We start from the raw sequence: 23,544 nt of genomic DNA, 5'->3' as shown, positions 1-23,544 counted from the left end.
AACTTTTTTCCTTAAATTACGTAAAACTGACAAGGAATGCTGGAACAATGGCACAATGGTTATGTTACCAGGATTGTGAACGAGACCCACAATACCCGTCGCTTTTGGATACAGATACCCGACATGGAGGCTTTCAACTTCAAGCCCGGGCAGTTTGTTACCCTGGACCTTCCCATTCATGAAAAGAAAAACAAGCGCTGGCGCAGTTACTCCATCGCCTCTCATCCCAACGGCACTAACGAGATAGAGCTGGTGATCGTGCTACTGGAAGGCGGATTGGGCACTACCTACCTCTTCAACGAGGTGAAGGAAGGCAGCGAGCTGCTGCTAAGGGGGCCGCAGGGCGTGTTTGTGCTACCCGAAAACCTGGACAGGGACCTGTTCCTGATCTGTACGGGCACCGGTATAGCGCCGTTCCGGTCTATGTCCAGGTATATCTGTGAGCAGGGGATTCCCCATAAAAATATCCATCTTATTTACGGCAGCCGTTATATCGGTGATTTATTGTACCCGGATGAAATGCGGCAGCTACAGGCCTCCCTGCCCAATTTCCAGTATATCCCCACCTTATCCCGCGAGGAAAACCCCGAGTGGTGGGGCCGGAAAGGTTATGTGCACAACATCTATGAAGAAATGCTGCAGGGCCATCCTGAAAAGCTGCCGGCCTACTTTTTCCTGTGTGGCTGGAAGAATATGATCGACGAGGCTAAACAGCGCATTCTTGCCTTGGGTTATGACCGTAAGGACATTCACCTGGAACTGTACGGTTAGGGTCAGAAATGAAGGCCAATCCCGCCTTCAAGCCAGGGCATGGGAACGCTTCCTGCACCATTAAGTGATATCAGCGGGTTAAAGGAAACTTTCCACATAAAATGGCTATTGTAGTAATACCGCCGGTATCCCGCTTTTGACACCAGCAACCAGGTAGAGCGGGTAGTTTCCTGGTCAAACAGCTCTGAATCTCCATTCATATAGGTTAAGCCCAGGCCGAATTCCACCCGGTGAGGCCTGTTTTTCTTTCCCAATACATAGCTTACACCAACAGGGATCGTTAATTTATCGGGATACTTTCCGTCTATGGTATACTTTACTCCCAGGCTATCCCTGTAGTGTTCCAGTTTATCATATCCGGGGGTATACCCGATTCCGGCATGAACGCCCCAGCCAAGCTCGTTGGAACTAAAACGGATATCGTAGTTAGCGGAGATAAATAATCCGTTACCAAAGAAGCCCAGGTACACGGTTTGGTTGCCAAAATGTTTTTCAGGCTTTGATAAAGTGACGGAAGGTGTGGCGGTTTGGGCATGGACAGTAGCCGAAAACCCCAGCAGGACGGGAAACAGGTAAAATTTAACAGTCATAGGCCTTGGGATAAAGGGTTATGACTGTTAAACGTGCAGGGCTATATGAAGTTACAGCGTCAGAAGCGGAAACCTGCCCGCCTTCAAACCGGGTTACAGGCGCCGTACCCCGGCTAAGGGACATTACAGGAGAGAAGGCAAATTTCCGTTCAGGTAAACATTCTGCCTTCCAAGATCATTGGCGGAATTTAATGGGCGAATGCTTTGAGCTTGTGCCGCTACAGAAAGACCAAATAGGGCAGTAAACAAGAGGCGTTTAATAGTCATAATACCAACCTGATAAGTGGATTATGAAGTTAAACGCCTGCAGGGAATTTTGGTTGTCATTCCCCTATTAAGAAATAACTAATTAAAGGATATCGCGCAATACGCGTTCTCTCACCTGTGACAGGGGGATGCGTTCCTGCTCCATGCTATCACGGTAGCGGATGGTAACGGTCTGATCTTCTTTGGTCTGGTGATCGATGGTCACGCAGAAGGGGGTACCAATGGCATCCTGGCGACGATAGCGTTTACCGATGCTGTCCTTTTCTTCGTAATAGCAGTAGAAAGAGGATTTGCACTGATCAAACAGTTCTTTTGCCAGTTCCGGCAGACCGTCTTTCTTAGTCAGCGGGAAGATCGCCAGTTTGATCGGCGCCAGTTTCGCCGGAAGTCTCATGAGTACGCGGCTGTCCTGCTTTTCAGGCGTGCTGAGGTCCTGTTCTTCGTAGGCGTTGCAAACGGTGAGCAGGAACATACGGTCCAGGCCGATGGAAGTTTCTATAACGTACGGGATGTAGTTCTGGTTTGTTTCCGGATCGAAGTACTGCAGCTTCTTTTTGCTGTATTCCTGGTGGTTCTTCAGGTCGAAGTCAGTACGGCTGTGAATACCTTCCACTTCTTTGAAGCCAATTGGGAATTCGAATTCGATATCCACGGCAGCGTCGGCATAGTGGGCCAGCTTCTCGTGGTCTTTGAAACGGTATTTGGCCGCATCTGTACCCAGGCTCAGGTGCCATTTCATCCGCTCTTCTTTCCAGAACTTATACCATTCCTGCTGGGAGCCGGGGCGGATAAAGAACTGCATTTCCATCTGCTCAAACTCGCGCATACGGAAGATGAACTGGCGGGCTACGATCTCGTTACGGAAAGCTTTACCTATCTGGGCAATACCGAAGGGGATCTTCATACGGCCCGTTTTCTGCACATTGAGGAAGTTCACGAAGATACCCTGGGCGGTTTCAGGGCGCAGGTATATTTCGCTGGCTTCGTCAGACACGCTGCCTAACTGGGTAGAGAACATCAGGTTGAACTGGCGAACGTCTGTCCAGTTGTTGGTACCGCTAACGGCGCATTTTATATTGCTGGTCTCGATGAGCTGTTTTAGTCCTGCATAGTCGTTTTCCTTCAGCAGGTCGTTCATTTTGGCGATCAGGGCCTCTCCGGCTTCGGGAGACAGGGTTTCGGCATGGCCTTCTATCAGGTGGTCTACCCGGTAGCGCTTTTTGCTGTCCTTGTTATCGATCATGGGATCGCTGAAGTTGTCAACGTGACCGGAAGCTTTCCAGGTGGTGGGATGCATAAAAATGGCGGCATCGATGCCCACTATGTTTTCGTGCATTTGGGTCATGCTCTTCCACCAATAGTCGCGTATATTCTTTTTCAGCTCGGCGCCGTACTGGCCATAGTCGTACACGGCACTTAAGCCATCATATATTTCACTGGATGGGAAAACGAATCCATATTCTTTACAATGCGATATAATCGCCTGGAATTTGTTCTGATCTGTTGCCATAGTGGCGCAAATATAGTAGAATTTGAGAGTTTGCCCACTACCCTTCCTCCGCCACCTCCACCTGTTTTATCCATACCGCATATTCATTCGGGTAGATGCGGGCCCCGAAATGCTGGACGTAGGCGCGGGTAAACTCGGCGCCAAAGTAAAGAATAGCGGAGGAATAATATACCCAGAGGAGAATGATCACAATGGACCCGGCGGCTCCATAGGTAGAGCTGATCCGGCTGGCGCCCAGGTAATAGCCGATGCCGAATTTGCCCAGCATAAAGAGGATGGCGGTGGTGATAGACCCTACGATCACGTCTTTCCAGCGGATCCGGGCATCGGGCAGTACCCGGAAGATAATGGCGAAGAGGGTGGTGATCACCAGGAAAGTAATGGCCAGGTTGATCAGGTAGATCAGGATCACGGTCACTTCAGGGAACAGTTTGGCCAGGTTTTTATTCAGGACCTCTATCAGGCCGTTCACCACCAGCGACACCAGCAGGATAAAACCGATGCTCACCACCAGGGAGAAGGACTGCAGGCGGTTCATCAGCATGCGGATGAGGCTTTTCCCTTTCTTCGGCTTGGATTTAAGTCGCCAGATGGTATTGATGGAATCCTGTATTTCGGCAAATACGCCGGTGGCGCCTATCAGGAGGGTAACGAAGCCAATGATGGTGGCCCAGCTCATATCCTGTGAGAGGGTGGCATTGCGGATCATTTGCTGTACCTGGATAGCTGCCTGGTCGCCTACGAGATCCTTGATCTGGTTGTAAAGCGTGCCTTCTACAGCATCGCGGCCCAGGAAAAGGTCGCAGCAGAAAATGATCACAATCAGCATGGGCGCTACAGAGAAGATGGTATAATACGCCAGGGAGGCGCTCAGCTTCAGTACTTTATCATCTATGAACCCCACGGCGGCCTCTTTGAGGATCACCCAGTAGGTTTGCAATTTCGAAGTTTTTTTTTCCATAGGTTATTTTAATTTCTCGTTTTGCTGGTGGCGGGTGGCATCCCGGATGTTCTTCTTCTCAAAATTCTTTTCCAGGGCTACTGTCATATCAATACCGGTTTGGTTGGCAATACACAGCAATACCCACATGACATCTGCGAGCTCGTCGGCGAGGTCTTTCTTTTTGTCTGCATCTTTTGACGACTGATCTCCATACTGGCGGGCCATGATGCGGGCTACTTCACCCACTTCTTCTGTGAGAATGGCCATGTTGGTGAGTTCACTGAAATAACGTACCCCGGTGGTATTGATCCAGCTGTCGATCTTTTCCTGCGCTTCGCTTATTGTCATGGTAGATTGCATTTAGACTTTCTAAGATAATATATTTGCTATATTGTTTAACTCGTTAAGCTTGAAAACCAAGACATCATCAATGAAAACATTTTTCCTAGTATTAGCCACCGGCGCCATATGCGCTGCGGGCTGCCAGCCGCATTCCGGAGAAGCCGGCTCACAGACCGGTGATACTTTAATCACTACAGATACTGTACCAGTGAGCAGTGTAGCGCCAGCCGGGCCGCAATGTTTTACCCAGGTAGTGGGGAAAGATACGGCCAGGTTAAGTTTTGAAGCAGCAGGAGATAGTGTAAACGGAAAGCTGGAGTACAAGCGGTATGAGAAAGATAGCAATAAGGGGAGTATTAAGGGCGTGATGCAGGGGAATATCCTGAATGTGCAGTATACGTTTATGAGCGAGGGGATGGAGAGTACGAACCAGGCGGTGTTTAAGGTGGAAGGGGATAAGGTGTATGAAGGCAGGGCAAAGAATTTTGATAAGGACGGAAGGCCGGTGTTTGGGGAAGATCTGGGGAGCGTGGAGTGGGACAGTGTGGGGTTTGTGAGGGGGGAGTGTAGATGATGTTACAATTGCATGGTTGCCGAGAATAAAGGTCATATTCTACGCATTGCATGCGTAGAATATTGGCCTATGGGGCGAAAACTGGCTATATTCGACGCAAATCATGCGGAGAATGAGCCCCGTTTATATACACCAATTACGAAAATGGCCTCATTTTAAGTGGGACCAGGAAGCTGTCAGCCCGCTGCTGGGGGCAGTACGGCATCGCCAGGGGCGGCAGGTGGCAGGAGCACGGGTTATGGGCTGAATGAAAGCTGATATTACTCCTTATCCTGCGTATCTATTACTATCGTTACCGGTCCGTCATTCAACAATTCTACTTTCATGTCCGCACCAAAGATCCCCGTCTCCACGGCTTTGCCCAAATCTATTCCAAGCTGTGTTATCATCTTTTCGTACATGGGGATCGCAATATCGGGCTTGCTGGCACGTATATACGAAGGCCTGTTGCCTTTTTTGGTGCTGGCATGCAGGGTGAACTGGCTGACCAGCAATATACTGCCCCCGGTCTCTTTTACAGACAGGTTCATTACCCCGGCTGTATCATTAAATATCCGCAGGTTCACGATCTTATTACTAAGCCAGGTGATATCTTCCATGGTGTCGGCATCTTCGATGCCCAGCAGCACCAGCAATCCCTGCTCAATACTGCCGGTTATTTTCCCGTCTACCGTTACTGAAGCCCGGGTGACCCGTTGAATGACAGCCCGCATATTGAATGGTTTTTGTGGGGAAGTTAATAAATTGCAGACATGCAACTGGATATTTCCGCGGAGATCAGTTTCCGCACCGCCCGCAGCGGCGGTAAAGGGGGGCAGAACGTAAACAAGGTGGAGACCATGGTGGAAGGCTATTTTGATATCGCCAACTCGTCCCTGTTAAGCCCTGAACAAAAAACAACGCTGCAGGCGGTCCTGGCCAACCGTATCAATGCAGACGGACTGCTGCAGGTACGCTCACAGGAAGCCCGGACACAGCTGGGCAACAAAGAACTGGTGGTAAAGAAGATGCATGAGCTGCTGCGCAAGGCACTGACTCCCCGCAAAAAGCGTATAGCCACCAAGCCGTCGAAGGCGGCAAAGGAAAAAAGGATACAGTTCAAAAAGCGTCTCTCAGAGAAGAAACAGCAACGGCGGGGTGGAATGATCTAGCAATTTGCGGGTTTGGGCGTTTTGAAGGACCGGAATATATGGGGTTTAGGTTATTTTTGACGAAAATTCAGCGCATTGAGCATTAAATCACTGGCAGGACAAACGGTTTATTACGGATTAAGCAATATAGCGAGCAAGCTGCTCAATTATTTTCTTACGCCTTTTTACCTGGGTATCCTATCCCCTGCTGATTATGGGGAAATGCAGAATGTGTATGCATATATACCCTTCCTGAACATTGTGCTGACCTACGGTATGGAAACCGCCTTCTTCCGCTTTGCCAAAAAGGAAAATGAACGACATGTGCTGGGCAGCGCCACTATTTCACTGCTGGTATCCACTTTCTGTATTACCATATTGTTATTTCTGCTCAGGGGCACCATTGTCAATTCCAGCACGGGAGAGCTGGCGGGGTTAAGCACGCATCCCGGCTTCTATACGTTTATCGTGCTGATCATGGCCTTTGATGCCCTGACGGCCATCCCCTTTGCCCAGCTACGGCTGGAAAACAGGCCGCTGCGCTATGCTTTTATCCGTATAGCTAATATTGCCACCACTGTAGGCTTCAACATTTTCTTCCTGTATCTCTGTCCTAAACTATACCAGGCAGGTCACCACTGGTTGCCCAATGTGACGGCCGGGGAAGACCAACTGGGATATGTGTATCTAAGCAATATGCTGGGCAGCGCGGTTACGCTACTGCTTTTCCTGCCGCAGCTGCTGCGTATAGAATGGAGCTTTGACAAGACCTTATGGCGGCAGATGATGGGATATGCCCTGCCACTGATCATTGTAGGAATGGCGGGCATGGTGAACGAAACCTTTGACAGGGCCTGGTTCTTACCCCGATACCTGCCCGGCAATGACATGGAAGCTAAGAAAACCATCATCGGCCTTTACAGTGCCAATTACAAACTGGCTATCCTGATCACCATGTTCATACAGGCATTCAGGTTAGGGGCGGAGCCTTTTTTCTTTAAACAGGCGGAAGGCGACAACCCGCAGCGTGTATACGCCCGGATCATGAAGCTATTCGTGATCCTGCTGTGCTTTATGTTCCTGTTTGTGAGCCTGTACATGAATATCTGGAAAGTGTTCCTGCGCAAGCCTTTCTACTACCAGGGCATGCAGATTGTACCGGTATTGCTGCTGGCCAATATGTTCCTGGGTATTTACTATAACCTTACCATCTGGTTTAAGCTAACGGACCGTACCCGGGCGGGCGCCGTTATCACCCTGATCACGGCTGCGCTGGCGTTCCTGCTAAACTGGTGGTGGATCCCGGTAATGGGTTATTACGGCGCGGCGCTGGCCACGATGGTTTGTTATTTTGTGCAGATGGCCGTTTGCTATGTGTGGGGACAAAAGCATTACCCGGTGCCTTATCACCTGCCCAGGATCATTACATACATTGGCCTGGCGGTGCTCACCTGGTACCTGTTCCAGCTGCTGAACACCCGGCTGCTTTCCCCGGGCAATGTGTACGCCCTGAAGCCGCTGCCGCTCCTCGTGGCCACCCTTTTCTTTGCCGCTTACGGCTGGTTCATCCTTAAAATGGAGAAAAAAGAGTTCAAACGGCTGCCGGTGATCGGGAAATATATTAAATAGCTGTTAGCAGCTAGCTGTTGGCTAATAGCTAATGGCTTAAAAATGGGTTATATTTTTTCTCGAACCCGATGGTGGTAGGCTGACCGTGGCCCGGATAGACCTTTACCTCATCAGGCAGTACAAACAGCTTTTGCCGGATACTGTTCAACAGCGTTTCGTGATGGCCGCCCGGTAAGTCTGTACGGCCAATGCTCTGGTAAAACAATACATCGCCCCCGATCACAAATTGCTGTGCGGCATGATAAAAGGAAATGCTGCCGGGAGAATGGCCAGGGGTAAAGAGTACATCCAGCACATCATCACCCAGCTGTATCTTTTCCCCCTCTTCGATATAGCGGGACGGCATTGGTGAAGGCTCAAAGGGGATGTTATACATAACCCCAACCTGGGGCGAACGATCGAGCACTGTTTGTTCCAGGCGGTGTATCTCCAGGCCCACGTTAAAGGTGCGGGCTATCAGCTTATTTCCGAAAATATGATCAAAATGGCAGTGTGTGTTGAGCAGGCGGGTAACATTCAGGCCCTGTTTTTCGATATACTGCAACAGTTCTTTTCTTTCTTCCTCAAAATAACAGCCAGGGTCTATAATTATGCAATCCTTTTTTTCGTTTATAAGCAGATATGTGTTTTCCTGTAAGGGATTAAAGGCGAAATATTGGATTTCAATCATTGTTACCCGATTTTTGCTAATTTTAATTAAGATCACAATATTATCAATACTTTCTGTATGAACCGATTTACTACCAGGTTATTCTTTACCGGTACCCTATTACTAGCCACGTTCTTATCCCAGGCACAGACCAATACTGTTGAATTCGGACAGAATCGCGTTCAGTTCAAGAATTTTAAGTGGAGGTATTATCAGACCCGCCACTTCAACACGTATTTTGCGCAAAACGGCCTGGAACTGGGCAAATATGTGGCACAGGAAGCCGAAAAGGAATTACCCTCCCTGGAGCAGTTCATGGAGTTCACCTTCCGCCAGCGGTTGAATATTGTGGTCTACAACAGCTTTGGCGAGATGCGGCAGTCTAACATCGGTATCGGGGTAGAATGGCAGAATACAGGCGGTGTAACCAAACTGGTGGGCAATAAGATGATCGTTTACTTTGACGGGGACCATTCGCACCTGCGTAAGCAGATCCGCCAGGGTATTGCCCGGGTAATGCTGGAAACCCTGCTTTTTGGTGAAGACATCGGCGAATTTGCCGGTAACGCAGTATTGATAGATTTCCCCAAATGGTTCACAGACGGTTTTATTGCCTACGCAGCAGAGCCCTGGAATGCAGAGGAGGATGAAGAGCTGAAGGCTGCCATGCAATCCGGCAAATACACCAAATTCAACCAGCTTGCCTACGACAAACCTTTACTGGCGGGGCATGCATTCTGGTATTATGTAGAGATGAAGTATGGTAAGGACGCCGTTCCTTACCTGATGTATATCGCCCGCATTAACCGCGGCCTGAAAAGAGGTTTTGAACAGGTGCTGAACCAGACGCCCAAAAAGGCCATGGAAGATTTCATGATCTATACCCGCAGAAGGTTCCAGGCTGACAACAAACGCCGCAGACAGGTAACCCGCGGACGTACCGTAGTTGGCCGTGAAACGAAGAAATCTGATTTCTATCGCTTCCAGGCCAATCCCCGCAATAACTCTTACGCAGTAGTGGAATACACCAGGGGCCGTTACCGGGTACAGATGCAGGTGGGGGATAACAAACCACACATACTACTGCGCAGCGGTGTAAAACAATACGCCAACCAGCTGGATCCCAACTATCCGCTACTGGCCTGGAACCAGAAAGGTAACCGCCTGGCCATTGTTTATGAGCATGAAGGCAAGACCAAGCTGATGATCTACGACCTGATCAGCAAAACTACCACCAAACAGGACCTGCCGCAGTTTGACCGGATCATCGACATGAAGTATTTCTTTGAGTTCGATAACGCCCTGCTGCTGTCTGCCGTGAAGAACGGACATACCGATATCTTCACCTACAGCATCAGCAACTTTAAAGTGGAACAGATCACCAACGACGTGTATGATGACCTGGATCCTTCATTTGTTGCCTTCCCCGGTAAGAGCGGCATTATCTACTCCTCCAACCGCCCCTCGCCCAAAGCAAGGAGCGCAGATACCGTACTGCCCAGCGCCCGTTACAACATCTTCCTGATAGATAACTGGAACAAGACCTCCGAAAAGCAGATCTCCCAGCTCACTGATATGAAGTACGGCGACGCCAGACTGCCCGTACAGTACAATACCACGCACTTTACCTTCGTATCAGACGCAAACGGTATCCGTAACCGTTATGCCGGTTTCTTTAAAACAGAAAGGGCGGGTGTGGATTCATTGTTCTTTGTAGGTTCTGAAATACTGCGCAATCCTGACCAGCTGGAACTGGATTCTGCCCTGGCAGAATATGGCGCTTCTGCCCCGGATTCTGTAGCGGCTATCGCCATCACCAATGATTCTACCTACGTATTCCCTGTTACAAACTACCATACCGGCATACAGGAATCACGTATTGCGGGCGACCAGGGCGTAGTATCTGAAGTAATAGGCTTTAACGAATATAAACGCCTGTATAAACTGAAGGTGGATACCGCCATCCTGCGCAAACGTAATGTAACCGCCCGCCCTACTACTTTCCGCCAGTACCAGATGCACCAGGACAGCCTGCGGCTGGGACTGCCCACTAACTATGGACAGCCACAGAAGGATACCACCAAACGGCCGGACTTCTTCCAGAGCGAGTTTGGTAATGATCCTGCGGACACCAGCGCTGTTGTGAAAGAAGGCATTCCGCCGATCGCAATGCCACAGGTAGAAGCTGTTCTTAAACGGGCCCGTTTGCTGCCATATAAGCTGAAATTCTCGTCAGACTACCTGATCCTGCAGCTGGATAACTCTATCCTGATCAACAGGTACCAGCCGTTTACAGGACAGCCGGTATCGCCCATCCGCCTGACCGATCCGGTGAACGGCCTGTTCCGTTTAGGAGTAAGCGACCTGATGGAGGATTATAAATTCAGCGGCGGTTTCCGCTTCCCGTCTTCACTGGATGGAACGGAATACTTCTTCTCCTTCTCTTATCTGAAGAAACGCTTTGATTATAAACTCACCTACTACCGCAAGGTGGATAAAGCTTCGCTGAGCGATTTCTATCCTATCAAGCTGAAGACGAACCTCTACCAGCTGGAAGTGCGCTATCCGCTTGACCAGGTACGGAGCTTCCGCCTGACAACCGGTTTCCGTACAGACAGGATGGTGATCCTGGCCTCTGACGACCAGAGCCTGAAGGTGCAGGACTACAAAGAGAACTTTGCCCTGGGACGCCTGGAGTATGTGTATGACAATACGCTGAACCCGGCGATCAACATCTGGCATGGCACGCGATATAAAGCTTACATTGATCTGAACGCTAAGCTCTCCGGCGACCTGACCGAGCTCTTTAACCCTACCCCTGCAGGTAAGGGCAGGTTCACCTTTAACTGGGGCTTCGACGCTCGTCACTATGAAAAGATCTACCGCAACTTTATATGGGCCACCAGGGTGTCTGGCGACTTCTCATGGGGTACCCGCAAACTGCTGTACTACCTCGGTGGTATAGACAACTGGCTGAACCCGCAGATCAATACCAATACGCCGGTGTTCCCGCAAGGCAAACCGGTTAACTATGCGTACCAGACACTGGCTGTGAACATGCGCGGCTACAAGCAGAATGCGAAGAATGGTAATAACGTGATCCTGTTCAACTCAGAACTGCGCTTACCGGTGTTCGCCACTTTCATTGATAAACCCATCAACTCTGCGTTCCTGCGGAACTTCCAGCTTACGCAGTTCATTGATATAGGCACTGCCTGGAACGAAAAACTGAGCTTTAAGGATGCCAACTACACCTACTATAACGGTGACGATGGCGTATCCCTGAAGATCAAGGAAGGCTTCCTCGGGCCCTTTGTAGGCGGCTATGGCTTTGGCGCCCGTACTACTATTGCAGGCTACTTCCTCCGTGTAGACGCCGGCTGGCCGATGATCGCCTTCTTCCGTGGCAGCCCTATCTGGTATTTTGGAATGGGCGTAGATTTCTAAAAAAAGTCGTCAGTCGTTAGGGATTGACGCGAGACTACAAAATATAAAGCGGCCGTCTTCAGCACGAAGGCGGCCGCTTTGTTTTAGCATGGCGGGATAATTATGTTATGCTACGGCATCACAAGGAGTACGATCAGGATAGAGAACGGGGTAGTCGATATATCCTTTATCTCCTCCCCAGTAAAAAGTTTCGCTATCAGGAAGGGTTAGTGGCGCATTGCGTTTGAAGCGCTCTACCAGGTCGGGGTTTGAAATAAAAGGTTTGCCGAAGGCAATCATATCAGCCAACCCGGCTTGTAAAGCTGCTTCTGCAGAAGCGGCAGTATATCCGCCTGCCAGGATTAGCAGGTTAGGGAAGCGATTGCGCAGGTCCTGTACATACTCAGTTGGAATGGAGGACTGGCCGTTGACGTACTGACCCGAGAGATGGATGTAAAGAATGTCCAGCTCTTTCAATGCATCGGTGAGATACTGATGGGTGGCCCTCTCTTCAGGATAAGAAGGGAGATCGTTTATCCTGGCAAAGGGCGATAGTCTGACCCCGGTGCGCTCTTTACCAATAGCCGCAGTAACGCCTTCCATGATTTCCAGGAGGAAGCGGCTGCGATTGGCAATACTGCCGCCATAATGATCTGTTCTGCGGTTGGTATGTGGATGCAGGAACTGTTCTGGCAGGAAACCATGCGCACCGTGGATCTCTACGCCATCAAAGCCTACCTCTATTGCATTCAGGGCAGCCTCTATGTGCGCTTCTACCATGGCCCCGGCCCCGGCAGTGCTCAAGACTTCAGGCACTGGCATGGGGAGATGTATATCGCCGGGAACCCGCATCACTCCTGCTGCCTGCACCGCGGAAGGCGCCACTACCGGGGCATTTCCTTCATTGATGAGCGGATGGCCGATACGGCCCGTATGCACCAGCTGAACAAAGATCTTCCCATTGCGCGCATGCACTTCATCCACCACAGGTTTCCAGGCGGCTTTCTGCGCATCGTTATAGATTCCCGGGGTATGCAGATAGCCTCCCCCGTTAGAACTGATACCCGTGTTTTCGGCAATGATCAGACCAGCCCCCGCCCGTTGCCCGTAGTAAAGGGGCGCGGAAGCAGCGGGAATGCCGTTTACTGATCTGCGCCTGCTCATGGGCGCCATCACGATCCGGTTATTGAAGGTAATATTGGGCATAAGCAAAGGCAACAATAGCTTTTTATTCGAATCCATATGATCTTTTTTTGATGTCAAAATTACCGCCGGCAGGCAGGGCAGAACAGTGACGAAAAAAGGTTTGTTTTGTAATTTTACAGGTTATGGAACGGAAAGAATTACACCGGCCTTTTGAACTGTTTGTATCTGATATGGAATGCTGGAATGAGCGGCCGCTCATCTATCATTTCTTCGAGATCGTACAGATGCTGGACGGCGAAGGCGTGCGTATTGTGAACCAGAATAAGTTCTCTTATCACCAGGGAAGCATCTTTCTTTTCACCCCGATGGACTGCCGGGGCTTTTATGCTGAAAAGCCTACCCGCTTCTGCTCCATCCGTTTTTCCGAAGTCTTCCTGAAACAATATAAGCATGCGCAGGAGCGTGAAAGGATTGCGCAATGGCTTAAGCAGCTGGAACATATCTTCTCGCATCATAACCGCTTCCAGGAGCTGTTGATAAAGCAGCCGGGCGACTGCCGGATGGTGGCTACGCTGATACAGCAAATGATAGCGGAGTATGAACAACGGCAGGCATATCATGAAGAGAACCTGCAGCACTTTGTAACCCTTATCCTCAACATACTGGCCCGTAATGTATCTGACGGGGTGGAAGGCGCAGCTCCCAGTGCGGAAGCTGAGCCCCTGATCAACCGCATGCTGGTGCATATACGCCAGCATATCGGTGATGCGGAGAAGCTGCGGGTAGATTACCTGGCAGCGCAATTTAACCTCTCCGTCAACTATGTAGGCGAATATTTCCGCAAGCTGACGGGGGAAAGCCTGCAGCACTACATCACCCAATACAAAATAAAACTGGTGGAGCAGCGCCTGGCCAACAGTACGCTTACCATCAGCCAGATTGCCGGAGAGCTGGGCTTTACAGATGAAAGTCACCTGAGCAGGCAGTTTAGGAAACACAATGGCGTAAGCCCGGTTGAATACCGGAAAAAAACGAGGCCGGTATAATAATTATTTATTGAACTTCAGGCTGTAAAGCAGGTGAATAAATAAACCCATACACAGGGTAAAGCCCCAGGCATGGCTGTGCTCCAGCGGATGGAACACCATTTGGCCGGTTTGCTGTAAGAGCGGACCAGGCTGCGCTATCAGGTCCCAGCTGTTCCAGCGAAGGTAGCGCCCGATATATATGCCCCAACCGCACAACATCATTACCGGGAAAACGTATAGCTGTATTGGCCAGCGGGGAAAGCGGGCCAGGAGGATCTCCTGCATCTGACGGATAGATTGAAAACCCATTGCGAGCCCATTCCACGCAAACGACAGGATCAGGATCAGGTCAAACCACATTGGGGCGCCGCCTTCGGGCAGGTGATAAAGGTCTGTGAGTATATAAGGAGCATTCGGCAGATAGGTGATCCATACCGCGGTAGCCAGGATCAATAACGGTAAGCGCCAGCGGGCAGCGCCATAAGCTTCCATCATACTGCTCAGCAGGAAAGGCACCCAGGCCAGGAAAAGGTTCCACACCAGGAAAGCGTACTGCAGGGTACCGGTATGTAAGATACGTACCAGCAACAAGGCCATACTAAAAGAGACGGATACCAGCAAAGCATTCCGTTTATTTGCAACTAACACATCTGATCTCATACGCATAAATTGTTCAGCTATTTAATAAAATACGGCAGAAATATCACCGCAGCGGTTATTACCGCTACTATGGCGGCTATCAGCACGGCTCCTGCCGCTACATCCTTGATCCATTTAACACGGGGATGATAGTCGGGTGAAAGATGATCCATCATTTTTTCAATGATGGTGTTGAGCATTTCCGTTATCCACACCATACCGGTGACGATCACAATAGCGATCCATTGCGGACCACTGAGGCGGCACCAGCAACCCAGCGCGGTAACCAGTACCGTAGCCACTGCATGGATACGGGCATGCGGTTCTGTATATAAAAAAGCAGCAATACCGCTAAAGGCATACTTAAAGCTTAATGCGCGGCGGCGCAGATAACTTTGTTTGGGAGGGATCATGGCTCTTTTGTTTTTTCCGAAGTGCTTTCCGCTATCCATTTCCACCAGAAAGCAATACAGGTAAAATAAGCAAAAAAGCAGATCAACGCGCCGCTTTTGGAATAGGTTCTTTTGCAGATCTCCCAGCAGATCCAGCCGGAGAGCAGTAGTGCAAAAATGGTAATTAAACTACCCGTGATACTGATAGGAATATAAGACCAGCCATATTTTTTAAACCAGTATTTTTTCATACCAATAAATTTTAAGAAGCGGGCTGCAGTGCTGGTTGCTGTGGCGTTCTGCGGGATGGTACTTTTGACAATATGCTCTCCAGCAGTGGCAGCATACGATTTAATCCTTTTGTTTTGATGATGAAGTTCCATAGCGGTTCAAATTTTTTCCAGCCACCAGCATAGGCAAAATGTTTAAGCATATGCTTCGGGTGATCATGTTGCAGGCTGGCCTGCGTAATATTGCTCCAGCTGTAGAAGTTCCGATAGGCCGAGTTGTAGCCCTCTTCCAGTTCTGCAGCAGATAAGCCGGTTGTGCGATATACTACGTGTCGGGTATCATACAGATCCCAGTTGTTGTGCAGCAGGCGGCCCTGTTGTTCCATGCGTTTGTAAAGCGCCGTGCCCGGATAGGGTGTAAGGATGTGAAAAGTGCAGGTAGTAAGGCCATGACGCACTGCCCAATCCACGGTACGTTTGAACACATCCTTATGATCATCATCCAGTCCGAATACAAAGCTGCCGTTGATCATAATGCCAAGATCGTGCAGGCGGCGGACAGCTTCCGTATAGTCTTTACCGATATTCTGCTTCTTATTGCTTTGTTGCAGGTTATTGGGACTAAAAGTTTCGAACCCGATGAACACACTGCGCAAACCTGCTGCTGCAGCCTGCTCTATGAGGTTGCCGCGCAGGATGGCCTCTACAGTAGAGGCGCCCTGGAACACACGGTTCATACCTTTCATGCCTTCGAAAAGTGCGGAAGCAAACTTGCGATCACCCAGTAAGTGATCATCCAGGAAATAGAGGTGACGGCCAGGTAAGCGGTCTATCTCTGCCAGTGCTGCATCTGTTTTCTGTACGTAAAAAGAGCGTCCGCCTTCAAAGAAAGCATCCTTATAACAGAAGTCGCAATGATGCGGGCAGCCTCTTGATACCACGATGGAATTAGGCACCAGGTACAGATGGCGTTTTATAAGATCCCGCCGCAGGGGCGGGATCTCATTCAGCGTTCGGTTATAGGATACGTAAGACGGTTGGGGCTTGCGCTGTGCAAAGTCTTGCAGAAACCGGGGGAAAGTATCTTCCCCCGGGCCAATGAAAAGACTATCTGCATGCGGGCGTGCTTCTTCGGGCAGCGAGGAAACATGCAATCCTCCCAGGCAAACATAGCTGCCGATGCTGCGGTAGTGATCGGCGATAGCATAGGACCGGTATGCATTGGTGATGTACACCTGTATGATCACCAGGTCCGGGCGGTCGTTCAGCTGCAGCGTTTCCACATGCTCATCTACCAGCGTGATGTCGTCATCAGGATCGCAATAGGCGGCCAGTGTGGCTAATCCCAAAGGCGGGAACAGCGAGTATTTGATCGGGCGCCAGAAAGGGCTTTTTGCCTCTGTTAAGGCTGGAAGGATCATTTTAATTTTCATAGTGCAAGCGTTTAAACTGCTTTACCTAAGGAATCCCATTTGATCTTGCGGCTGAAGTACATCACGATAGCGAGTATGATGAACAAGCCGAGGCTGCCCATCAGCAATGCCTGATCTTCTGACTGGATGATCACATAGATGAAGCCGTACAAGGTGAGCAGGGTACCGCCTACGGCGAGCGCCGTACTTGCCTTACGGAACACGCTGCGCGCGTAGACGGTGACCAGTCCCAATGTGAGCAGTGCAGCAATAGCATAGGCTGCATTAAAGCTGAGCTGTTCTGCCAATGCGATCAGTAGTGTGTAGAAGATGCATAGTGCAATGCCGATCAGTATATATTGTAATGGATGAACAGGGTAATGCTGTAAAAGCTCAATAAAGTAGAATAGCAGAAAGGTGAGGCCGATGATCAGTATGGCGTATTTGATGGCGCGCATGGATTTAAGATAACCGTCAACGGGCAGGAAGAGGTTCACGCCGAAATCTGCATCATGGATCTTGTACTTGTCGCCGATGGTCCAACATTGGGGGAAACTACGATTCAGGTGTGATACCTCCCATGAGGCGGAAAAGCCGCTGTCTTTCACGGTGCGTGCTGCCGGTAAAAAGGCACCATCAAAGCTGGGGCTTGGCCATTTTGCCTTCAGCTCTACCTGCGTGTTTTTGCCTACAGGTGAAAAATACATTTTTCCAGAACCTCTCATGGCAAACAGTATAGTAAAGCGGCCTAATTCCGGCCCCGTACCTGCTGTATCGGTACCGGGCGTCAGTGGTATCTTTGCCTGTATACCACTTTCCAAGAGGCCGCCAGGCGGAGTGCCAGGATTGAATACAAAATCCTGGCCGTTCCAGGTGGCGGTCTGGTAGCCAATGCCACGCATATCAGATACGCCCACGGTAAGAAAAGCTTCGTTCCACTTTAGTGCAGAAGACGCTATGTTCAGAGCGGCCAGATCGGGAGCAGCAAAGCTTCCATGGATTTCCAGGCGCGAATCATAAACAGCTACTTCGTAGATGCCTCTTTTCCTGATCTCCGGTATAAGTGCTCCCTTGATGGAAAGTTTGTCTGGCAGGAAGCAGGCATACTTTATTATTTCCTCATTTTTAGGGCCATTAAGGGTAGTGTAAGGCACCACCAGCACTGGCCCGGTAATGGTCTGGGCGTTGGCCCATTTAGCGCTCACTTCTGCGGTCGCCTTATCCTGCATTTGCTCCCGTTCCTCGATCAGGCCCATGATCAGGGCGGTAGGAATCATGAGCACCAGTGTAAGCACACCTATAATGATGGCTTTGATAGCGTAACCATAACGCTGAAGAAGAGAGACTTTAGGAGGATTGTAATTTGTTTCCATGATTGCTACTTTAACTAATTTAAAAGTGCTTTGTATTTCAAAGTATAGGGACAAAAAAAATTTACTCGATAGATTTGATCATATTTTCCAATGCTGCGAGGTGGCTTTTAAAGGCTTTTTCGCCGGCTTTAGTGATGGAGTAGGTGGTATTGGTTTTGCGGCCTACAAATCCCTTGTGCACTTTCAGGTATCCGTTCTCTTCCAGGGTGGTGAGATGGGAGGCGAGGTTACCATCCGTCAGCTCCAGCATTTGCTTCAGGTCGTTGAAGCTTACCTCCTCGTTCACTATCAATATGCTCATTACCCCGAGGCGTATGCGACTGTCAAATAATTTATTCAGATTACCTATTGGATTCATCAGATCACTATTTCCATAAAAAATTACAGATAATATGGCGGAAGCAGCAATTTATTTTTAACCACCGGCTTTTGCAGTACGTTCATATTTCCACCACATTACAACACCATATATAATATGCAGCACGCCAAAGCCCAGGGTCCAAAAATAAAGCCCTCTGCGCAAAAAGAAAAGGTTCAGTATGCCCAACACTATTTCTGCAATACCAAGATAGCGTATATCGGAGAGGGTATATTTGCTTGTATTGACCAGGGCCAGTCCGTAGAACACCAGGCAGGAGGGTGCGATGAGCGCCGGCTGGTTATCGGCTATCAGGCCCAGGATAAAGAAGGCGCCGGTGGCCAGGGGAATGGCTACATTGATCAGCACCTTACGGGAGGTAGGGTCCCAGATGGGCAGCTGGTTTCGGCGTGCCCTGCGCCAGGTAAAGTAGGTACCGCCAGCCAGGGCCACCAGTAATACACCTGCCGCCAAAAGGATCAGCTTAAGCCGTAGGCCCGCGTAATCTGCATCACTATAACTGCCACGGCTATCCCATGCGTTATAATAGCTGTTTAGCCAACCGTAGGCGATCCATGCGCCGGCTAGTCCGCTGAGACCCGCCCATACGCCACTAAGGCCGCTGAGGGAAATGAAGCGGCTGCTTCGTTCCATGATACGCTTGATGTCGCTTAACGTTTGCAGGTGCTGCTGTTCGTTCATATTAAAGTACTTTGCAGTTCAAAGTTATGAGAAGTTTTTGATTAAGCAAATAAAAAAATGTTAATCTGTTGGGGAGGGGATTGGTGAGGTGATAGACTTTTAAAAGATTGCTTCGTCGCGCCCCGCGCGCAAGGCTCTGCGCTTCTCGCAATGACGGCGGAGATTGGAGCGGTGATAACCCTGAGGAGATTGGAGCGAAGGCCGACGGGGGAGACCGTAGTGAAAGCTGACGGAGGAAATGGTCTTTACTTTTTACCCGTTACTGTATCCAGCGCATCCAATATGATGTCACAGCTTTCTTTGATCTGCTGTGGTGTAATGATCAGCGGAGGAGCAATGCGCAGGCATTCGGGGGCAAAGAGGAACCAGTCTGTAAGGAGGCCTTTGCTGATGCAGTGGTCAATGGCGGCTTTGTTAATGGGAAAGCTTTCAAGTTCTATAGCCATCATCAGCCCCAGGGAACGGATGCTTTTGATGGCGGGATGCTGCAGGTATTGATGGAATAATTGCTCTTTCTCTTTCACAGTGGATACCAGATCTTCTTCCAGCAGGGCCTGCATGCCGGCCATACCGGCGGCGCAATTGACCGGGTGGCCGCCAAAGGTAGTAATATGCCCCAGTACCGGGTTATTGGTGAGGCTCCACATCACATCGCGGTTTGCAATGAAGGCGCCCAGCGGCATGCCGCCGCCCAGGGCTTTACCGAGCAAAAGCATATCCGGCACGACGCCGAACTGTTCAAATGCCCAGAGCGTACCGTTGCGCCCTAAGCCGCACTGGATCTCGTCCAGTACCAGGAGCGTGCCTGTTTGGGTACATTTTGCGCGCAAAGCGTGTAACCATTCCTGTTGAGGCACACGCACCCCGGCTTCTCCCTGCACGGTTTCTGCAATCACGCAGGCGGTGCGTTCCGTAATATGATCCAGCGACTCCCAGGCATTGTATTCAAGATGTTGTATGTCAGGTAAGAGCGGACGGTAGGCATTACGCATACTTTCCTGTCCGATGATGCTTAATGCACCTTGTGTAGAACCATGATAGCTGTTCTTAAAGGCGATGATCTCCGTTCTGCCGGTATAGCGTTTGGCGAGCTTCATAGCACCTTCTACGGCTTCGGCGCCGGAGTTGGTAAAGTATACACTGTTCAGTGAGGCTGGCAAATGACTGGTGAGCAGCCTGGCATAGGCTACCTGTGGCGACTGCACCAGCTCTCCGTACACCAACAGGTGCATATACTGTTGCGCCTGTTCCTGTATGGCTTTTACCACCTGTGGATGACAATGCCCCACGTTGCAAACACTGATGCCCGCAATGAGATCAAGGATACGTTTCCCATCTGCATCCCACATATACATTCCCTGGGCTTTAACGATCTCCAGGGCTAACGGAGCGTCTGAAGTTTGCGCTACATGCCGTAAAAATAGCTGCCGGTTGTTCATACAGATACGAAGGTAGTAATTGTTACATTTGTGGTAATAAAACTTACGATATGCCCGTTATATTACCTGTTAAAGGGATACAGCCCGAATTTGGAAAGGATTGCTTTATTGCGCCTAATGCTACTATTGTTGGCGACGTGACAATGGGCGACGGTTGCAGCGTATGGTTCAATGCGGTGGTGCGCGGTGATGTGAACAGCATTCGTATAGGCAATAAGGTGAACATACAGGACGGCGCAGTGATCCACTGCACTTACGAAAAAACGAAGACGATCATCGGCGATAATGTATCCATCGGCCACAATGCCATCGTGCATGGCTGTACGGTAGAAGACAATGTGCTGATCGGCATGGGCGCCATCGTCATGGACAATGTCCGTATCGGCAGCAACACGATCATTGCTGCAGGGGCAGTTGTACTGGAGGGCACCCAGGTGGAGCCCGGCACTATCTACGCCGGGGTACCGGCCAAAAAGGTGAAAGAGATCAGCATGGAGCTGGTGAACGGGGAGATCAACCGGATTGCCAACAATTACATCATGTACGCCAGCTGGTTTAAATAGTAAAAAAAACTTATATTTGTAGTAAAAATTTACCCTCCCTATGAAAAAACTTTTACTCCTTCTATGGCTTGGCGCCATGGTGGCCGGCTGCGCTACCCAGCAACAAGGCTGCCCTGCCAATAACTTCTACAGTAAAGGCAATAAGAGCGAGAACAGAAAAGCCCGCAAACAAATGGACAGCCGCGTATTCTAAGGCCGTGCTGCGATCATTCACCCTTATATCTGCCTCCTATGCGAAACACTATTGTGCTGCTGCTCATAGCAGTTTGCTTCCTGGCCCTGAATGCCTGCCGTACGCAAAAGACCGGTTGCCCTACCCCCCGCCAGAACTGGGGCGCTGAGAAAGTGCTGGATGAGCTGATGAAGCCAGGTAAAAATAAGGAGAGGAGGGTTTAATACTTTTCCTCCTCCAGCGATTCGAGGATAGTAGCGTAGCTAATGTAACGGTCCTCGTCAATACTCCCCTCCTCTACGGCCGCTTTTACGGCGCAGCCCGGCTCATTGATATGCAGGCAGTTGTTGAACTGGCACTGCGTGATATAGGGTTGCATTTCCAGGAAATAATGAGAGAGCTCTGTTTTAGGTATATCTACAATGCCCAGTTCGCGGATACCGGGCGTATCTATCAGTTTACCGCCTATCTCTGCGGGCAGGTCAAACATTTCGGCAAAGGTGGTGGTATGTAAACCCTTCCCGCTCCAACCACTCACTTCTTTGGTACGTAAAGCCAGTCCGGGCATCAACTGATTGATCAGGGACGATTTACCCACCCCTGAATGGCCTGACATCAGCGAGGTTTTGTTATGCAATAAGTCATTTATCTCTGCTATGCCCTCTCCTTTTTTGGCAGAGATCAGCAATACGGAGTATCCAATATCGGTATATACCGCGTGCAATTCCAGGAATTTTTCCATGTCCTTTTCTTTCAGCAGGTCTTTTTTATTGAATACCAGGACAGCGGGAATATGATAGGCTGCTGCTGTTACCAGGAAACGGTCTATAAAGCCGCGGGAGGTGCGCGGTTCTTTCACGGTGCATACCAGGATGGCCTGGTCGAGGTTGGCAGCGATAATGTGCTTATGTACCCTTTTATGCGGAGAGCTGCGCACGATGTAGTTCCTGCGCGGAGCGATGTCCGTGATCATGGCAGAGCTGTTGTCGCCGTCTTCAGGCACGATCTCTACTATATCCCCCACGGCTATGGGATTGGTAGAAGTGATATCCTCATCCATTTTAAAAACACCTTTAATGCGCGCCTGGTAGGTGTTGCCCTCGGGTGTTTTCACGGTGTACCAGCTGCCGGTTGATCTGTAAACGGTTCCCTGCATGAAAGTTGTCAGTTGACAGTTGTTAGTTATTAGTTAGCGAAGATACAATATCAATTACTGACAACTGTCAACTAACAACTGTCAACTATTTAAGGAAGACTACGGAAAGCGGTGTAACGCAGCACTACTTCCAGCAGCAGGCAAGCCAATGCTATCATGGCCAGGGGAAAGAAATGTTCTGCGTAGTGTTTATAGGAAGTGATCTCTACTTTCGTTTTTTCAAGGTTATCGATCTCTGTGTACACCTTCTCCAGACCCGTTGTGTTGGTGGCCCGGAAGTACTTACCACCTGTTTCGGAAGAGATCTTCTTCATCAGCGGCTCATCGATCTGCACATCCTGCATCTGCATCTGGATGCTGCCGTCAGGCATGGTCATGGGGAAGGGCGCTTTGCCGTAGGTACCCACACCAATGGTATATACCCTTATTTTAAAGGCTTTGGCTATTTCCAGGGCGGTGAGCGGATCTACTAAGCCTGTATTGTTCACACCATCTGTAAGGAGGATGATCACTTTGCTTTTGGCTTTGCTGCTGCGCAGGCGGTCTACGGAGGTAGCCAGGCCCATACCGATGGCGGTACCATCCTGGAGCATGCCGCTTTTGATCTGCATGATCTGGTTGATCAGCACGGCGTGATCTGTTGTGATAGGGCATTGGGTAAAGCTTTCGCCGGAAAAGATCACGAGGCCGATACGGTCGCTGATACGTTTCTCCACAAAATCGGCGGCTACTTTCTTGGCGGCTTCCAGGCGGTTGGGCTGCAGGTCTTCTGCCAGCATACTACCGGAAATGTCTATACCTAAAACGATATCTATGCCTTCACTGTCAATATTTTCTGAGGTGTTGCTGGTTTGAGGACGGGCCAGCGCTGTTACCAGCGCAGCATAAGCCAGGACCCGCAATACCAGCAGGATGGGGCGCAGGCGGGCTTTCCAGGAAACGGGCAAGCCTTTGAGCCCCTGTATAGAGGATACCTGTAAAGCCCCCTGCTGACGCCTGTTCTGTTTCACATACCAATAGATCATGAGTGGTATCAGCAGCAGGAGCCAGAAGCACCAGGGATAGGCGAATGTTATATTTTTCCAGATCGACAGGTCCATTGA

26 protein-coding genes and 1 pseudogene are annotated in these 23,544 nt (G+C 49.9%); 10 read left to right on the top strand and 17 right to left on the bottom strand.

What is annotated here, in order from left to right; genetic code table 11:
- Nucleotides 1–36: 36 nt before the first annotated feature.
- Nucleotides 37–771 carry a ferredoxin--NADP reductase gene (locus ACR9Y8_RS19520; RefSeq protein ID WP_481214928.1) on the top strand — a complete coding sequence of 245 codons (735 nt, stop codon included), beginning with the start codon at nucleotides 37–39 and terminating at the stop codon, nucleotides 769–771.
- A gap of 2 nt (nucleotides 772–773) precedes the next feature.
- On the opposite strand, the gene ACR9Y8_RS19515 is transcribed toward ACR9Y8_RS19520, so the two are convergent.
- The 4 genes from ACR9Y8_RS19515 to ACR9Y8_RS19500 all read right to left on the bottom strand — a co-directional run bounded on the left by ACR9Y8_RS19515 (nucleotide 774) and on the right by ACR9Y8_RS19500 (nucleotide 4,429).
- Nucleotides 774–1,361, bottom strand: a complete 588-nt coding sequence (locus tag ACR9Y8_RS19515; protein ID WP_481214927.1) for an outer membrane beta-barrel protein — start codon at nucleotides 1,359–1,361, stop codon at nucleotides 774–776.
- Nucleotides 1,362–1,710: 349 nt separating this feature from the next.
- Complete coding sequence (locus ACR9Y8_RS19510; RefSeq protein WP_481214926.1) at nucleotides 1,711–3,138, bottom strand: glycine--tRNA ligase; 1,428 nt, start codon at nucleotides 3,136–3,138, stop codon at nucleotides 1,711–1,713.
- A 37-nt stretch (nucleotides 3,139–3,175) separates the two neighbouring features.
- A complete protein-coding gene (locus ACR9Y8_RS19505) occupies nucleotides 3,176–4,099 on the bottom strand; it encodes a YihY/virulence factor BrkB family protein (RefSeq protein WP_481214925.1) in 924 nt (307 codons plus the stop codon).
- 3 nt (nucleotides 4,100–4,102) lie between these two features.
- Complete coding sequence (locus ACR9Y8_RS19500; protein WP_481214924.1) at nucleotides 4,103–4,429, bottom strand: nucleotide pyrophosphohydrolase; 327 nt, start codon at nucleotides 4,427–4,429, stop codon at nucleotides 4,103–4,105.
- An 82-nt stretch (nucleotides 4,430–4,511) separates the two neighbouring features.
- Here ACR9Y8_RS19500 and ACR9Y8_RS19495 point away from each other — a divergent pair, with 82 nt between their 5' ends.
- Together ACR9Y8_RS19495 and ACR9Y8_RS19490 are read left to right on the top strand one after the other, a co-directional pair.
- The gene (locus tag ACR9Y8_RS19495) at nucleotides 4,512–4,997 is read left to right on the top strand and encodes a hypothetical protein (protein WP_481214923.1); all 486 of its coding nucleotides are present in this window, start codon (nucleotides 4,512–4,514) and stop codon (nucleotides 4,995–4,997) included.
- A 103-nt stretch (nucleotides 4,998–5,100) separates the two neighbouring features.
- Nucleotides 5,101–5,244 (top strand): DUF4172 domain-containing protein, encoded by a 144-nt coding sequence (locus ACR9Y8_RS19490; protein ID WP_481214922.1) that lies wholly within the window; start codon nucleotides 5,101–5,103, stop codon nucleotides 5,242–5,244.
- Nucleotides 5,245–5,257: 13 nt separating this feature from the next.
- Here the strand turns inward: ACR9Y8_RS19490 and dtd are convergent, their stop codons facing one another.
- Nucleotides 5,258–5,710: a D-aminoacyl-tRNA deacylase gene (gene dtd / locus ACR9Y8_RS19485; protein WP_481214921.1), complete on the bottom strand. Its 453-nt coding sequence runs from the start codon at nucleotides 5,708–5,710 to the stop codon at nucleotides 5,258–5,260.
- Between the two features lie 54 nt (nucleotides 5,711–5,764).
- Here dtd and arfB point away from each other — a divergent pair.
- A pseudogene (gene arfB / locus ACR9Y8_RS19480) lies at nucleotides 5,765–6,148 on the top strand (alternative ribosome rescue aminoacyl-tRNA hydrolase ArfB); the annotation flags it as partial.
- Between the two features lie 75 nt (nucleotides 6,149–6,223).
- The gene (locus ACR9Y8_RS19475; protein WP_481214920.1) at nucleotides 6,224–7,756 is read left to right on the top strand and encodes a lipopolysaccharide biosynthesis protein; all 1,533 of its coding nucleotides are present in this window, start codon (nucleotides 6,224–6,226) and stop codon (nucleotides 7,754–7,756) included.
- Nucleotides 7,757–7,784: 28 nt separating this feature from the next.
- On the opposite strand, the gene ACR9Y8_RS19470 is transcribed toward ACR9Y8_RS19475, so the two are convergent.
- Nucleotides 7,785–8,426 (bottom strand): MBL fold metallo-hydrolase, encoded by a 642-nt coding sequence (locus tag ACR9Y8_RS19470; protein WP_481214919.1) that lies wholly within the window; start codon nucleotides 8,424–8,426, stop codon nucleotides 7,785–7,787.
- Between the two features lie 57 nt (nucleotides 8,427–8,483).
- Between ACR9Y8_RS19470 and ACR9Y8_RS19465 the strand changes: the two genes are divergently transcribed.
- A complete protein-coding gene (locus ACR9Y8_RS19465) occupies nucleotides 8,484–11,852 on the top strand; it encodes a hypothetical protein (RefSeq protein ID WP_481214918.1) in 3,369 nt (1,122 codons plus the stop codon).
- 105 nt (nucleotides 11,853–11,957) lie between these two features.
- Here the strand turns inward: ACR9Y8_RS19465 and ACR9Y8_RS19460 are convergent, their stop codons facing one another.
- Nucleotides 11,958–13,073, bottom strand: a complete 1,116-nt coding sequence (locus tag ACR9Y8_RS19460; protein ID WP_481214917.1) for an alkene reductase — start codon at nucleotides 13,071–13,073, stop codon at nucleotides 11,958–11,960.
- 86 nt (nucleotides 13,074–13,159) lie between these two features.
- On the opposite strand from ACR9Y8_RS19460, the gene ACR9Y8_RS19455 reads away from it, so the two are divergent.
- A complete protein-coding gene (locus ACR9Y8_RS19455; RefSeq protein ID WP_481214916.1) occupies nucleotides 13,160–14,023 on the top strand; it encodes a helix-turn-helix domain-containing protein in 864 nt (287 codons plus the stop codon).
- A gap of 3 nt (nucleotides 14,024–14,026) precedes the next feature.
- On the opposite strand, the gene ACR9Y8_RS19450 is transcribed toward ACR9Y8_RS19455, so the two are convergent.
- The 8 genes from ACR9Y8_RS19450 to ACR9Y8_RS19415 form a co-directional block, all read right to left on the bottom strand.
- Nucleotides 14,027–14,671 (bottom strand): DUF1361 domain-containing protein, encoded by a 645-nt coding sequence (locus tag ACR9Y8_RS19450; protein WP_481214915.1) that lies wholly within the window; start codon nucleotides 14,669–14,671, stop codon nucleotides 14,027–14,029.
- Between the two features lie 11 nt (nucleotides 14,672–14,682).
- Complete coding sequence (locus ACR9Y8_RS19445; RefSeq protein ID WP_481214914.1) at nucleotides 14,683–15,057, bottom strand: diacylglycerol kinase family protein; 375 nt, start codon at nucleotides 15,055–15,057, stop codon at nucleotides 14,683–14,685.
- Nucleotides 15,054–15,287, bottom strand: a complete 234-nt coding sequence (locus ACR9Y8_RS19440) for a hypothetical protein (RefSeq protein WP_481214913.1) — start codon at nucleotides 15,285–15,287, stop codon at nucleotides 15,054–15,056. Before ACR9Y8_RS19440 ends, ACR9Y8_RS19445 begins: the two co-directional genes overlap by 4 nt.
- Nucleotides 15,288–15,298: 11 nt before the next feature.
- Nucleotides 15,299–16,699, bottom strand: a complete 1,401-nt coding sequence (locus tag ACR9Y8_RS19435; RefSeq protein ID WP_481214912.1) for a B12-binding domain-containing radical SAM protein — start codon at nucleotides 16,697–16,699, stop codon at nucleotides 15,299–15,301.
- A gap of 11 nt (nucleotides 16,700–16,710) precedes the next feature.
- Nucleotides 16,711–18,051, bottom strand: coding sequence for a cell envelope integrity protein CreD (gene creD, locus ACR9Y8_RS19430; RefSeq protein WP_481214911.1), 1,341 nt, complete (start codon nucleotides 18,049–18,051; stop codon nucleotides 16,711–16,713).
- Nucleotides 18,052–18,112: 61 nt separating this feature from the next.
- Nucleotides 18,113–18,409: a transcriptional regulator gene (locus ACR9Y8_RS19425; protein ID WP_049809582.1), complete on the bottom strand. Its 297-nt coding sequence runs from the start codon at nucleotides 18,407–18,409 to the stop codon at nucleotides 18,113–18,115.
- A gap of 57 nt (nucleotides 18,410–18,466) precedes the next feature.
- Nucleotides 18,467–19,111, bottom strand: a complete 645-nt coding sequence (locus ACR9Y8_RS19420; RefSeq protein ID WP_481214910.1) for a hypothetical protein — start codon at nucleotides 19,109–19,111, stop codon at nucleotides 18,467–18,469.
- A 245-nt stretch (nucleotides 19,112–19,356) separates the two neighbouring features.
- Nucleotides 19,357–20,550 (bottom strand): aspartate aminotransferase family protein, encoded by a 1,194-nt coding sequence (locus ACR9Y8_RS19415; protein ID WP_481214909.1) that lies wholly within the window; start codon nucleotides 20,548–20,550, stop codon nucleotides 19,357–19,359.
- A 50-nt stretch (nucleotides 20,551–20,600) separates the two neighbouring features.
- On the opposite strand from ACR9Y8_RS19415, the gene ACR9Y8_RS19410 reads away from it, so the two are divergent.
- From ACR9Y8_RS19410 to ACR9Y8_RS19400, 3 genes are read left to right on the top strand one after another with little or no spacing between them, the layout of a single operon-like run.
- Nucleotides 20,601–21,113 carry a gamma carbonic anhydrase family protein gene (locus ACR9Y8_RS19410; RefSeq protein WP_481214908.1) on the top strand — a complete coding sequence of 171 codons (513 nt, stop codon included), beginning with the start codon at nucleotides 20,601–20,603 and terminating at the stop codon, nucleotides 21,111–21,113.
- Between the two features lie 40 nt (nucleotides 21,114–21,153).
- On the top strand, nucleotides 21,154–21,306 hold the full coding sequence (locus ACR9Y8_RS19405) for a hypothetical protein (RefSeq protein WP_481214907.1): 153 nt from the start codon (nucleotides 21,154–21,156) through the stop codon (nucleotides 21,304–21,306).
- 38 nt (nucleotides 21,307–21,344) lie between these two features.
- Entirely contained in the window at nucleotides 21,345–21,509 is a 165-nt protein-coding gene (locus tag ACR9Y8_RS19400; protein WP_481214906.1) for a hypothetical protein, read from the top strand.
- Here ACR9Y8_RS19400 and rsgA read toward each other — a convergent pair.
- Both rsgA and ACR9Y8_RS19390 read right to left on the bottom strand, forming a co-directional pair.
- Nucleotides 21,506–22,441, bottom strand: a complete 936-nt coding sequence (gene rsgA, locus ACR9Y8_RS19395; RefSeq protein ID WP_481214905.1) for a ribosome small subunit-dependent GTPase A — start codon at nucleotides 22,439–22,441, stop codon at nucleotides 21,506–21,508. The two genes, ACR9Y8_RS19400 and rsgA, sit on opposite strands and share 4 nt — an antisense overlap.
- An 89-nt stretch (nucleotides 22,442–22,530) precedes the next feature.
- Nucleotides 22,531–23,541, bottom strand: coding sequence for a vWA domain-containing protein (locus ACR9Y8_RS19390; RefSeq protein ID WP_481214904.1), 1,011 nt, complete (start codon nucleotides 23,539–23,541; stop codon nucleotides 22,531–22,533).
- Nucleotides 23,542–23,544 lie beyond the last annotated feature (3 nt).

It is taken from the genome of Chitinophaga sp. SVR4-12A (genome assembly GCF_056754765.1).
Note: the sequence above shows the minus strand (reverse complement) of the source record. Positions and strands in the feature narration are given on the sequence as shown.